The sequence below is a fragment of the Nocardioides sp. genome (assembly GCF_044226305.1).
In the GTDB taxonomy this organism is placed as follows: Bacteria; Actinomycetota; Actinomycetes; order Propionibacteriales; family Nocardioidaceae; genus Nocardioides.
The window spans coordinates 35,327-47,028 of sequence record NZ_JBGAHF010000009.1; the positions used below are offsets into that span (position 1 = coordinate 35,327).

Sequence of the window (11,702 nt, forward strand, 5' to 3'; positions counted from 1 at the left end):
TGATGCCCCGGGCTAGATCGGCCGGTCGTGCCGGTTGCGCGGGTCCATGATGTCGACGATGCGCTGGAGGTCGTCGAGCGAGGCGAACTCGACGCTGATCCGGCCCTTGGTGCGACCGAGGTCGACCTTGACCCGGGTCTCGAAGCGGTCCGACAGGCGCTCGGCCAGGTCGGCGAGGCCGGGGGCGACGGGCTTGCGTCGGACCACCCGCGCGGAGGGGGCGTCGGTGTCGCGGGTCGCGACGATCTCCTCGAGGCCGCGCACGCTGATCCCCTCGGCGACCACCCGCTGCGCGAGCCGGTCCTGCACCTCGGGGTCCTCGACGGCGAGCAGCGCCCGGGCGTGGCCCGCGGAGAGGACGCCGGCGGCCACGCGGCGCTGGACCGCCGGTGAGAGCCGGAGCAGCCGGAGGGTGTTGCTGATCTGGGGCCGCGACCGCCCGATCCGGGCGGCGAGCTCCTCGTGGGTGCACCCGAAGTCGTCGAGCATCTGCTGGTAGGCCGCCGCCTCCTCCAGCGGGTTGAGCTGCGAACGGTGCAGGTTCTCCAGCAGCGCGTCGCGCAGCATGTCGACGTCGTCGGTCTCCCGGACGATCGCCGGGACCGTGTCGAGGCCGGCCTCCTGGGCGGCGCGCCAGCGCCGCTCGCCCATCACCAGCTCGAAGTCGTCGGGCCCGGACCGGCGGACGACCACGGGCTGGAGCACGCCGATCTCCCGGATCGAGTGCACCAGCTCGGCCATCGCGTCCTCGTCGAAGACCTGGCGCGGCTGGGCGCGGTTCGGCGCGATCTGCCCGACCGGGATCTCGGCGAAATAGGCGCCCGCGACCGGGGCCAGCCCGGAGTCGGCGCCCGCGGTCGGCGGCGCCGACTCCTCGTCGCCCGGGACCGCGGGTTCCGCGCTCGGGGAGGTCGGGATCAGCGAGCCGAGCCCCCGACCGAGACCACGGCGCTGCGGCGGTCGGTTGGTGGTGCTCATGCGTTGGCCCCCTGGGTCGCGATCTCGCGCGCCGCCTCGAGGTAGGAGAGCGCGCCCGGCGATCCCGGATCGTAGGTCATCACGGTCTGGCCGTAGGAGGGCGCCTCCGAGACACGCACCGACCGGGGGATCGTGGTCTTGAGGACCTGGTCGCCGAAGTGCTCCCGCACCTCCTCGGCCACGCCGGCGGCGAGCCGGGTCCGCGCGTCGTACATCGTGACCAGGATGGTGGACACCGACAGCGCGGGGTTGAGGTGGGCCTTGACCATGTCCACGGTCTCCAGCAGCTGACCGAGGCCCTCGAGGGCGTAGTACTCCGCCTGGATCGGGATCAGCATCTCGTTGCCGGCGACCAGCGCGTTGAGGGTGAGCAGGCCCAGGGACGGCGGGCAGTCGATGAGCACGTAGTCCAGCCGCTCGTCGCCGAGCTCGGCCGCGCTGCCCACCTGGGGGTGTCCGAGGATCGCCCGGCGCAGCCGGCCCTCCCGGGCCACGACCGACACCAGCTCGATCTCCGCGCCGGCCAGGTCGATCGTCGCCGGGACCACCTGGAGGTCCTCCACCTCGGGGCTGGTCGCCACCACCTCCGCGAGCGGTACGCCGTCCACGAGCGCGTCGTAGGTCGAGGGCACGCCACGGTGGTGCTCGACCCCGAGCGCGGTCGACGCGTTGCCCTGCGGGTCGAGGTCGACGACCAGGACCCGCTGCCCGAGCTGGGCGAGCGCCGCCGCGATGTTCACGGTCGACGTCGTCTTGCCGACGCCGCCCTTCTGGTTGGCGACCACGAACACCCGGGTCGACGACGGTCGACCGAGGGGCGGGCGCATCCGGGCGCCGTGCCGAGCGAGGACGACGTGCTCGGCGGCGCGGGCCAGCGGCGTCGCGTGGTCGTGGTCGAAGTCGGGCGCCGCGCCGGCGATGTCGGCAGCGGTCCGGACCGCGAAGCCGGACGGCCGTTCCTGGGCCGGCGCCGCCGGTGTTTCACGTGAATCATCGGCCTCGTGCGCCGGAGCGTCACCCTGTGGAGAACTACCGAGTTCCTGTGGAGAACTACGCTCACCGGACGGTGCGTCACCGGTGGAAAACTCACTCACGCCCGACGCCTCCGGTTCGACTGTCCTGGGTTCGACTGGCTGGGGGACCGGCTGCTCCGACGGCCGGAACGCTGGTCTGGTCGTCCGCCGTGCGACGGAGCCACAAGCGGCCAAGATACCCGCCCCGGATCTGCCCAGGCCACCCGGACCGCCAGGGTGGTGGAGAACCCGGGCCCCGCGCCCTCGCGCAGCCCGCCGCCGAGCTCCACGACCTCCGGATCCGAGCAGCCCAGCTCGCTCAGCACCGGTGCTGCCGCCGCGATCTCCTCCACCACGCTGGACCCCTTCATCGCGACCAGCGCGCCCGTGGGCTCGACCAGCGGCATCGACCAGCGCAGGAGCCGGTCCAGCGGGGCGACCGCCCGCGAGGTGACCACGGCGAAGCGGCGCTGCCCGTGCAGCACCTCCGCGCGACCCCGCAGCACCTCGACGTCGGAGAGGCCGAGCCCGGCGACCACCTCCTCCAAGAAGGTGGTCCGCCGCAGGAGCGGCTCGACCAGGGTCACCTTCAGGTCGGGGCGCGCGATCGTGAGCACCAGGCCCGGCAGCCCGGCACCGGACCCGATGTCGCACACCGTGACCCCCTCCGGCAGCAGCTCGGCCAGCAGCGCGCAGTTGACCAGGTGACGGTCCCACAGCCGCGGGACCTCGCGGGGGCCGATCAGGCCACGGACGACACCGTCGGTCGCGAGCAGACCGGCGTAACGCTCGGCCAGCTCCATCCGCCCGGACGGAAACACCCTCCGGGCCACCTCGGGCGCGGAGGGTGTTTCACGTGAAACATCAGGCATGCGGCGCTGCGATCACGCGGGCAGGACCACCACGTAGCGGCGCGGCTCGACGCCCTCGGACTCCGAGGAGAGCCCGGCCGCGGCGACCGTGTCGTGGACGACCTTGCGCTCGAACGGCGTCATCGGGTCGAGCGAGGCGGCCTCCCCGCTCTCCTTGACCCGCGCCACGGTCTCCTCGGCCAGCGCGACCAGCTCGGCGCGCTTCTGGGCGCGGTAGCCGGAGATGTCCAGCATCAGCCGGGACCGCTCGCCGGTCTCCCGGTAGACCGCCAGCCGGGTCAGCTCCTGCAACGCGTCGAGGACCTCCCCGCGGGTGCCGACGAGCTGGGCCAGGTCGGCTCCGACGATCGACACGGCGGCCCGGTCGCCCTCGACGTCCATGTCCAGGTCACCGTCGAGGTCGGCGATGTCCAGCAGCTCCTCGAGGTAGTCGGCGGCGATGTCGCCCTCCTGCTCGAGACGCTCGAGCCGCGAGGCCTCCACGGCTGCGGGGTCGGTGGCCTGGTCGGCCTCCTCCGCGACCTCGGTCACCTCGGTCACCTCGGTCAGGTCGGTCGACGACTGGTCACTCACTGGTTGCCTCCCTCAGGCTTCGGCTTCGGGGACCCGCTGGGGCCGCCGGACTTCTTGCGCTGCTCGCGCGACTGCTTCTTGGGCTGCTGGCGCTGCTGGGGACGACGGTCGACGGTCGGCTCCTCGACCACCGTGGCCTCCAGCGCCGTGCCGCTCGTCGTGCCGTGCTTCTGGTCGTGCTTCTCGGCCTTGATCCGGTCGCGCTCCGCCTTCGCCTTCGCGGCCTCGGTGCCGGGCGCCGGGTTGTTCCGGATCACGTAGAACTGCTGGCCCATCGTCCACAGGTTGGAGGTGGTCCAGTAGAAGAGCACGCCGATCGGGAACGCGATACCACCCACGGCGAAGACGACCGGGAGGACGTAGAGCAGCAGCTTCTGCTGCTGGGCGTAGGGACCGGAGAGCGCGTCCGCCGGCATGTTCTTGCTCATCAGCTGACGCTGCGTGGTGAAGGTCGTCGCCGTCATCGCGATGACCAAGATGGCCGCCACGACCTGCACGGCCAGCGAACCACCGTTGTCGAGGAAGGTCGCCTTGAGCGGGACGACGCCGAACAGCTCGGCGTTGCCGAAGCTCTCCGCGAGCGGCTCGGTGAGGAACGCGATCCCCGATCCGTTCGCCGCGTGGTGGTCGAGCAAACGGAACAGCGCCAGGAAGATCGGCATCTGGATCAGGATCGGCAGGCACGAGGCGAACGGGTTGGTCCCGCTCTCCTTGTACAGCTTCATCGTCTCCTGGGCGAGGCGCTCCCGGTCGTGGCCGTACTTCTTCTGCAGCTCCTTGACCTTGGGCTGGATCAGCTGCATGTTCCGGCTGGAGTTGATCTGCTTGACGAACAGCGGGATCAGCGCGGCCCGGACCGTGACCGTGAGGCCGATGATCGAGAGGACCCAGGTCGCACCGCCGTCCGGGTTCATGTGCAGGACGTTGGTGAACACCCAGTGCCACGCGACCAGGACGGCGGAGATGGCGTAGTACAGCGGCGTCATGATGAAGTGGCCGATGTCGCCGAGGAATCCCACGGATCAGGCTCCTTGCTGGGGTGAGGGAGATGAGCCCGCGCTCAGGCGGGAAGACTCTGGGGACCGGCCGGACGGCACCGGGTCGTAGCCACCGGCGGCCCAGGGGTGGCAGCGCAGCAGCCGGCGCACGGTCAGCCAGCTGCCGATGATGCTCCCGCGCTCGGTCACCGCCTGCAGTGCGTAGGCCGAGCAGGTGGGGTGGTAGCGGCAGACCTGCCCGTAGAGCGGGCTGATGAGCAGTCGGTAGGCGCGCAGGAAGCCGATCAGCAGCCAGCGCAGCGGGTCGTACTTCATGCGCTCACCTCCGGCTCCAGCGCGGTGCGCGCCCGACGGAGGCAACGTACGAGGTCGGCGCCGAGTTCCGCCGAGGAGGCGTCGGCCGCGGCCGGGAGCGCCCGCACCACGAGCACAGCGCTGCCCGGGAGCGAGGTGACGAGCTCCCGGGCGAGGTGGCGGAGTCGGCGCTTCACGCGGTTGCGGACGACGGCGTTGCCCACGGCCTTGCTGACCACGAAGCCCACCCGTGGCCCCGGCACCGCCTGCGTGTCCGGCGCGCCGAGAGCCAGATGCACGACGACGGTGCGCGATCCACTGCGGCGGCCGCTGCGGACCGCCTCGCGGAACGAGGCACCGTCGGTGAGGCGGTGAGCCGAGGACAGCACGCGGCTGCCTGGTCGGGCCGCAGCGCCGTCAGACGGCGAGACTCTTGCGGCCCTTGCGGCGACGCGAGGACAGGATCGAGCGACCGGCGCGGGTACGCATGCGCAGGCGGAACCCGTGCACCTTGTGGCGGCGGCGGTTGTTCGGCTGGTACGTACGCTTGCTCACGAGCTTCTCTCCATCGGTTGGTCAGGGCGGTCACCCCGGGCCGGAGCAGTGCACAGCTCGACGTCCTGGACGTGCTGGGTCGGACGCTCTTCGGCCGGCACCGCGCACCCACGGCGGCCGGCGCAGGTGCGGTCCCAACGGGACCGACCCCGACACCACCGACGTGGACATGCGGCACCCGTCGACACCGGGTGACCGAGCAACGGTACGCGCTCGCAATCCACAGGGTCAAACCGGCGCCGGGCCGGCGCTGGACCGGGGCCGGTCAACCTGTGGATGACGGGTTGCCGCTGCCCGCTGCCGCTTGTTACGTTCGAGAGCAACGAGGTTCCCCGCCACCGGGGGACGGACCGGTTCCAGCCTCCGCGTGACGCACGTCACACGCCCTGCCACACAGCGTCTGACCTGCGAAAACGGCGGAACCGACCGGCCTTGCGGTGGTCTCGCTCCGACCGGCCCCTGCGCGGGGACGTCGGGTTCACAGCCTGTGGACAAAGTTGTGGAAGCAGTCCAGCAGACCAGAAAGCGGGAACGGTGGAGCAGAGCACCTCGGATCTCAGCCCGGACCTCCGGGTGGCCTGGCGCGGCGTCGTCGACGACCTCCAGCCCAACCAGCGCGCCTGGCTCGCCGCGAGCGAGCCGGTCACGCTCCACGAGAGCACCGCGATCGTCGCGGTCCCCAACGACTTCACGCGCAACCAGCTCGAGGGCCGGCTGCGCGCCCAGCTCGAGGACGCGCTCACCCTGCGGTTCGGGCGCGAGATCCGGATCGCGGTGACGGTCAACCCGCAGCTGGAGGACCAGGCCCCGCCGCCGCCCGCCGCCCCGCACGTCATCGACGAACCGACAAGTCGCCCAGTCGATATGTCGACAATCTCCCACGAGCCGGTCGTCAGCGCGCCGCCGACCGGGATCGACCCGCTCTCCGACGGCACGTCCCGGTCGACGACGGCGCTGGAGACCCGGCTCAACCCGAAGTACACGTTCGAGACCTTCGTCATCGGCTCCTCGAACCGGTTCCCCCACGCCGCCGCGGTCGCGGTCGCGGAGGCACCCGGCCGCGCCTACAACCCGCTGCTGGTCTACGGCGACTCCGGACTGGGCAAGACCCACCTGCTGCATGCGATCGGCCACTACGTCCGCTCCCTCTACACCGGCGCCAAGGTGCGCTACGTGTCGAGCGAGGAGTTCACCAACGAGTTCATCAACGCGATCCGTGACGACCGCCAGGACCGGTTCAAGCGCCGCTACCGCGACGTCGACGTGCTCCTCATCGACGACATCCAGTTCCTGGAGGGCAAGACCCAGACCCAGGAGGAGTTCTTCCACACGTTCAACACGCTGCACAACGCGAACAAGCAGATCGTGCTGACCTCCGACCGGGCACCGAAGCGGCTCGAGGCGCTCGAGGACCGGCTGCGGAACCGGTTCGAGTGGGGCCTGATCACCGACGTCCAGCCGCCGGACCTCGAGACCCGCATCGCCATCTTGCGCAAGAAGGCGGCGATGGACCGGCTCACGGCGCCCCCGGACGTCCTCGAGTTCATCGCCAGCAAGATCCAGACCAACATCCGCGAGCTCGAGGGTGCCCTGATCCGGGTCACGGCGTTCGCCAACCTCAACCGCCAGGAGGTCGACATGACCCTGGCCGAGATCGTGCTCAAGGACCTGATCCCCGAGGGCGGCGAGCCCGAGATCACCGCGGCCCTCATCATCGCCCAGACCGCGGCCTACTTCGGTCTGTCGATCGAGGAGCTCACCGGTCCCAGCCGGGGCCGGCACCTGGTGATGGCTCGCCAGATCGCCATGTACCTCTGCCGCGAGCTCACCGACTTGTCGCTGCCCAAGATCGGCGCGCAGTTCGGCAACCGCGACCACACCACGGTCATGTACGCCGACCGGAAGATCAACCAGCTCCTCGCCGAGCGCCGGGCGGTCTTCAACCAGGTCTCCGAGCTCACCAACCGGATCAAGATGCAGGCCCGCCAGGCCTGAGAGCCGGGCCGTCGCCACCTGTGGACGACATGTGTGCCGCGGTCGCCGGCGACGGGACGACCTGTGGACGACCCTCCCCAGGTCACCGACGGGGTCGCGCCGCTCCACACCACCCGCCGAGAACCTCATTTGTCGTTCCACAGGGCCTGTGCACGACCATCCAGCGCGGTGACCTGCGGAAACACTGTTCCTCCACAGTTTCCACCGACGCTATGACTACTCCGTACCTCCAGACATCACGACCACCCGTCAACGTCCACCCGGGCCCCTTCCTGGGGACAACGCCCACGTGTGGGCGCTGCATGGCAGGATTCGCATCCCAGAACTCGTGTCATCCCGGCCCGATCCCCATCCAGCCGACCCGAAGGAACCACCGTGAAGTTCCGCGTCGAGCGTGACGTGCTTGCCGATGCCGTCGCGTGGGCTGCCCGCAGCCTCCCGGTCCGACCCAGCGTCCCGGTCCTCGCCGGACTGCTCATCGAGGCCACCGACGACGGCCTGGTCCTCTCGACCTTCGACTACGAGACGTCGGCCCGGGCCACCTTGAGCGCCGAGGTCAGCGACGAGGGCCGCGCGCTGGTCAGCGGCCGCCTGCTCGCCGACATCTGCCGCAGCCTCCCGGCCAAGCCGGTCGACATGGTGCTCGACGGGTCCCGCGTCTCGCTGACGTGCGGCTCCGCGCGCTTCAGCCTCCAGACGATGCCGGTCGAGGACTACCCGTCGCTGCCCGAGATGCCAGCTGCCACCGGCACCGTCGACGCGGAGGCGTTCGCCCACGCCGTCGCCCAGGCGGTCACCGCCGCCGGCCGTGACGACATGCTGCCCGTCCTCACCGGCGTCCGCATCGAGATCGACGGCAGCACGATCTCGCTGCTAGCCACCGACCGGTTCCGGCTCTCCCACCGCGAGCTCGCCTGGTCGCCGCGCACGCCCGACGAGTCGGCGGCCGCGCTCGTCCCGGCCCGGGTGCTCGGCGACACCGCGAAGTCCCTCACCGCCGGCAGCGAGGTGACGATCGCCCTCGCGACCACCGGGTCCGGCGAGGGGATCATCGGCTTCGAGGGCCAGGCCCCCGGCGGCGTGCGCCGGACCACCACCCGGCTGCTCGACGGCGAGTTCCCGAAGGTCCGCAGCCTGTTCCCGAACGAGCACCAGACCACCGCGCTGGTGGACAAGGCCGCCCTCGTCGAGTCGGTGAAGCGGGTCTCGCTCGTCGCCGAGCGCAACACGGCCGTCCAGCTCGCCTTCGGCGACGGCGTCCTGACCCTCGACGCGGGCTCCGGTGACGAGGCCCAGGCGTCGGAGTCGATCGAGGCGACCGTGGACGGCGCGGACATCACCACCGGGTTCAACCCGCAGTTCCTCCTCGACGGCCTGACCGCGATCGACCAGCCCACGGTCGAGCTCGCCTTCACCCTGGCCTCCAAGCCGGTGGTGATCAGCGGTCGTGCCGACGGCGAGGACGACCCGTCGTTCCGCTACCTGCTGATGCCGCGCCGCCTGCTCTCGTAGCACTCGTTCGCGGCTCGACCGGGTCTCGACGCGCGGTTGCGACCTCGCAGGCCCGGTCGCACGCCTGCTCGACCTCCCGCCACAGGCGGTACGCGACTCCGTCGCGTCCCGCTAGTGTCGTGACATGGACATCGGACTGGTGGGACTGGGCAAGATGGGCGGCAACATGCGCACCCGGCTGCGCGACGCCGGGCACACGGTCGTCGGCTACGACCGCGACCCCGACCTCGCCGACGCGGACAGCCTGGCCGCGATGGTGGAGCAGCTCCCCTCCCCCAAGGTGGTGTGGGTGATGGTGCCGGCCGGCGAGCCGACCCGGGCGACCATCCACGAGCTCGGCGACCTGCTCGGTCCGGGCGACCTGGTGGTCGACGGCGGCAACTCCAAGTGGACCGACGACCAGCAGAACGCCGCGATGCTCGCCGAGAAGGGCATCGGCTTCGTCGACTGCGGCGTCTCCGGCGGCGTCTGGGGCCTCAAGAACGGCTACGCCCTGATGTGTGGCGGGACCGACGAGGAGGTGGCCAAGGTCCAGCCGGCCTTCGACGCGCTCAAGCCCGAGGAGGGCGGGTTCGTCCACGCCGGCCAGACGCCGGGGGCGGGCCACTTCGCGAAGATGGTCCACAACGGCATCGAGTACGCCGTGATGCAGGCGTACGCCGAGGGGTGGGAGCTGCTGGAGAAGGTCGACCTCGTCGACAACGTGACCGAGGTCTTCGACTCCTGGCGCTCGGGCACCGTGATCCGCTCCTGGCTCCTCGACCTGCTGGTCGCCGCGCTCGAGGCCGACACCCACCTCGACAAGATCGCGGGCTACGCCGACGACTCCGGCGAGGGACGCTGGACCGTCGAGGCCGCGATCGACAACGCGGTGCCAATGAACGTCATCGCCGCCTCGCTGTTCGCCCGGTTCGCCTCCCGCCAGGACGACAGCCCGGCGATGAAGGCGATCGCCGCGATGCGCAACCAGTTCGGCGGCCACGCCATCCACACCGAGCCGCCCAAGGGCGGCGACGCCGCGCCGTAGGCGGCGCCGGTCCCGTGCACGTCTCCCACCTGACCCTCCACGACTTCCGCTCCTACGCGTCGGTCGAGGTCGCGCTCGAACCGGGGGCCACCGCCTTCATCGGGCGCAACGGGCAGGGCAAGACCAACCTGGTCGAGGCGATCGACTACCTCTCCCGGCTCTCCTCGCACCGGGTGGCCAGCGACGCCCCGCTGGTCCGCAGCGGCGCCGACCGCGCGGTCGTCCGCGCCGCGGTCGTCCGCGACGGGCGCACCGCCGTGCTCGAGGTCGAGGTCAACCCGGGCCGGTCGAACCGGGCCCGGGTCAACGGGTCGCCCCTCCCCCGGGCCCGCGAGCTGGTCGGCCTGGTCCGCACGGTCGTCTTCTCCCCCGAGGACCTCACGCTGGTCAAGGGCGACCCGAGCGACCGACGCAAGCTCCTCGACGACCTGCTGGTGCTCCGCGCGCCCCGGCTGGCCGGGGTCCGCTCCGACTACGACCGGATCCTGCGGCAGCGCAACTCCCTCCTGAAGACCGCCGGCGCGGCGCGGCGCGGCAGCTCCTCCCAGGAGTCGGCCCTGTCGACGCTGGGGGTCTGGGACGCCCACCTGGCGCGGACCGGCGCCGAGCTGCTGGCCGAGCGGCTCGCGCTGGTCGACGCGCTGCGCCCCTACGTCGGCAAGGCCTACGAGACCGTGGCGCGCGGCGCGACCCGCGACGACGCCGACATCGAGTACCGCCCGTCGTTCGACCTCGAGGGCCGCACCCAGCGTGACGACATCACCGAGGCGCTGCTCGCCGAGGTGGAGCGCCGGCGCGGTGAGGAGCTCGACCGCGGGCTCTCGCTGGTCGGGCCGCACCGCGACGAGCTGCTGCTCAGCCTGGGCCACGGACCGGCCGAGCAGCGGTTGCCGGTGAAGGGCTACGCCTCGCACGGGGAGTCGTGGTCCTTCGCGCTCGCGCTGCGCCTGGCCTCCTACGACCTGCTGCGCGCCGACGGCGACGACCCGATCCTCATCCTCGACGACGTCTTCGCCGAGCTCGACACGGAGCGTCGCGCCCAGCTCGCCGACCTGGTCGCCGGCGCCGAGCAGGTGCTCGTGACCGCCGCGGTGGCGGCGGACGTGCCCGCCGCGCTGGCCGGCGTCCGGTACGCCGTCGGGAACGGCGAGGTCGTCCGTGAGCAGTGACGGGCAGGCCCCCGACCCGGCCGGTGCCGCCCCGGCCCCGGAGGTCCCGGAGGTCCCGGAGGAGACCGAGCACCACGACGACGGCCTGGACCTGGCCCGGGCACTGACCCGGGCCACCGCCCGCTCCACGCCGGCGGCGCGGACCAAGCGCCGTCGTACCGACCCACCGCGCCGCGGTCGGGTGTCGGGCGCCCACCCCGACGACCGTGACCCCCAGCTCCTGGACACCACGCTCAGCCGTCTGGTCGACGACCACGGGTGGGAGCTCGACCTGCGCGTGCACGGCGTCTTCGGCCGGTGGGTGGAGTTGGTCGGCGCCGAGGTCGCCCAGCACACGACGCCGGAGTCCTTCGCCGAGGGCCGGCTCGTGGTCCGCACCGACTCCACCGCCTGGGCCACCCAGCTGCGGCTGCTCGCCCCCACCGTGGTCCGGCGGCTCAACGAGGAGCTGGGGCACGGGACGGTGACCGTGATCGAGGTCGTCGGCCCGCACCTGCCGTCCTGGTCGAAGGGCCGGCGGTCGGTCCGGGACGGCCGCGGACCCCGCGACACCTACGGCTGAGGGGCCCGGCGTCCGGTGCCCGCCGCTGGCGATCTGACGGGCTCCCCGACGTACAGGGCCCTGTCCGACCCCCTGCGAGGCCCGTCGATCGGCGCCCCCGGGGCGCTCAGGGCCGGTTTTCGTCCACAGACACCCCTCCGGCGGGGGTCGACAC

13 protein-coding genes are annotated in these 11,702 nt (G+C 71.8%); 5 read left to right on the plus strand and 8 right to left on the minus strand.

The features are described 5' to 3' along the window. Nucleotides 1–12: 12 nt before the first annotated feature. The 8 genes from ACILQ5_RS11195 to rpmH form a co-directional block, all read right to left on the minus strand. Entirely contained in the window at nucleotides 13–978 is a 966-nt protein-coding gene (locus ACILQ5_RS11195; RefSeq protein WP_395658082.1) for a ParB/RepB/Spo0J family partition protein, read from the minus strand. Next, nucleotides 975–2,072 (minus strand): ParA family protein, encoded by a 1,098-nt coding sequence (locus ACILQ5_RS11200; RefSeq protein ID WP_395658083.1) that lies wholly within the window; start codon nucleotides 2,070–2,072, stop codon nucleotides 975–977. Before ACILQ5_RS11200 ends, ACILQ5_RS11195 begins: the two co-directional genes overlap by 4 nt. Then, nucleotides 2,069–2,794 carry a 16S rRNA (guanine(527)-N(7))-methyltransferase RsmG gene (rsmG, locus tag ACILQ5_RS11205; RefSeq protein ID WP_395658084.1) on the minus strand — a complete coding sequence of 242 codons (726 nt, stop codon included), beginning with the start codon at nucleotides 2,792–2,794 and terminating at the stop codon, nucleotides 2,069–2,071. Before rsmG ends, ACILQ5_RS11200 begins: the two co-directional genes overlap by 4 nt. An 81-nt stretch (nucleotides 2,795–2,875) precedes the next feature. Continuing rightward, entirely contained in the window at nucleotides 2,876–3,346 is a 471-nt protein-coding gene (locus ACILQ5_RS11210; RefSeq protein ID WP_395658254.1) for a protein jag, read from the minus strand. An 86-nt stretch (nucleotides 3,347–3,432) separates the two neighbouring features. Beyond that, complete coding sequence (yidC, locus tag ACILQ5_RS11215) at nucleotides 3,433–4,422, minus strand: membrane protein insertase YidC (protein ID WP_395658255.1); 990 nt, start codon at nucleotides 4,420–4,422, stop codon at nucleotides 3,433–3,435. A 36-nt stretch (nucleotides 4,423–4,458) separates the two neighbouring features. Further along, a complete protein-coding gene (gene yidD, locus ACILQ5_RS11220; protein ID WP_395658085.1) occupies nucleotides 4,459–4,749 on the minus strand; it encodes a membrane protein insertion efficiency factor YidD in 291 nt (96 codons plus the stop codon). Beyond that, entirely contained in the window at nucleotides 4,746–5,117 is a 372-nt protein-coding gene (gene rnpA / locus ACILQ5_RS11225; protein ID WP_395658086.1) for a ribonuclease P protein component, read from the minus strand. The genes yidD and rnpA overlap by 4 nt, the downstream gene beginning before the upstream one ends. Before the next feature lie 28 nt (nucleotides 5,118–5,145). Continuing rightward, complete coding sequence (gene rpmH / locus ACILQ5_RS11230) at nucleotides 5,146–5,283, minus strand: 50S ribosomal protein L34 (protein WP_056156542.1); 138 nt, start codon at nucleotides 5,281–5,283, stop codon at nucleotides 5,146–5,148. 534 nt (nucleotides 5,284–5,817) lie between these two features. On the opposite strand from rpmH, the gene dnaA reads away from it, so the two are divergent. From dnaA to ACILQ5_RS11255, 5 genes are all read left to right on the plus strand, one after another. Continuing rightward, the gene (gene dnaA, locus ACILQ5_RS11235) at nucleotides 5,818–7,278 is read left to right on the plus strand and encodes a chromosomal replication initiator protein DnaA (RefSeq protein ID WP_395658087.1); all 1,461 of its coding nucleotides are present in this window, start codon (nucleotides 5,818–5,820) and stop codon (nucleotides 7,276–7,278) included. Nucleotides 7,279–7,653: 375 nt separating this feature from the next. Next, complete coding sequence (dnaN, locus tag ACILQ5_RS11240) at nucleotides 7,654–8,790, plus strand: DNA polymerase III subunit beta (RefSeq protein ID WP_395658088.1); 1,137 nt, start codon at nucleotides 7,654–7,656, stop codon at nucleotides 8,788–8,790. A 124-nt stretch (nucleotides 8,791–8,914) separates the two neighbouring features. Continuing rightward, nucleotides 8,915–9,817: a phosphogluconate dehydrogenase (NAD(+)-dependent, decarboxylating) gene (gnd, locus tag ACILQ5_RS11245; protein WP_395658089.1), complete on the plus strand. Its 903-nt coding sequence runs from the start codon at nucleotides 8,915–8,917 to the stop codon at nucleotides 9,815–9,817. Between the two features lie 14 nt (nucleotides 9,818–9,831). Beyond that, on the plus strand, nucleotides 9,832–10,986 hold the full coding sequence (gene recF / locus ACILQ5_RS11250; protein WP_395658090.1) for a DNA replication/repair protein RecF: 1,155 nt from the start codon (nucleotides 9,832–9,834) through the stop codon (nucleotides 10,984–10,986). Further along, nucleotides 10,976–11,548 (plus strand): DUF721 domain-containing protein, encoded by a 573-nt coding sequence (locus ACILQ5_RS11255; protein ID WP_395658091.1) that lies wholly within the window; start codon nucleotides 10,976–10,978, stop codon nucleotides 11,546–11,548. The genes recF and ACILQ5_RS11255 overlap by 11 nt, the downstream gene beginning before the upstream one ends. Nucleotides 11,549–11,702 lie beyond the last annotated feature (154 nt).

Excerpts from the sequence above, each read along its gene's own strand:
- yidC (WP_395658255.1), bottom strand. The coding sequence starts at position 4,422 with ATGACGCCGCTGTACTACGCCATCTCCGCCGTCCTGGTCGCGTGGCAC.
- gnd (WP_395658089.1), top strand. The coding sequence starts at position 8,915 with ATGGACATCGGACTGGTGGGACTGGGCAAGATGGGCGGCAACATGCGC.
- yidD (WP_395658085.1), bottom strand. The coding sequence starts at position 4,749 with ATGAAGTACGACCCGCTGCGCTGGCTGCTGATCGGCTTCCTGCGCGCC.
- ACILQ5_RS11195 (WP_395658082.1), bottom strand. The coding sequence starts at position 978 with ATGAGCACCACCAACCGACCGCCGCAGCGCCGTGGTCTCGGTCGGGGG.
- rsmG (WP_395658084.1), bottom strand. The coding sequence starts at position 2,794 with ATGGAGCTGGCCGAGCGTTACGCCGGTCTGCTCGCGACCGACGGTGTC.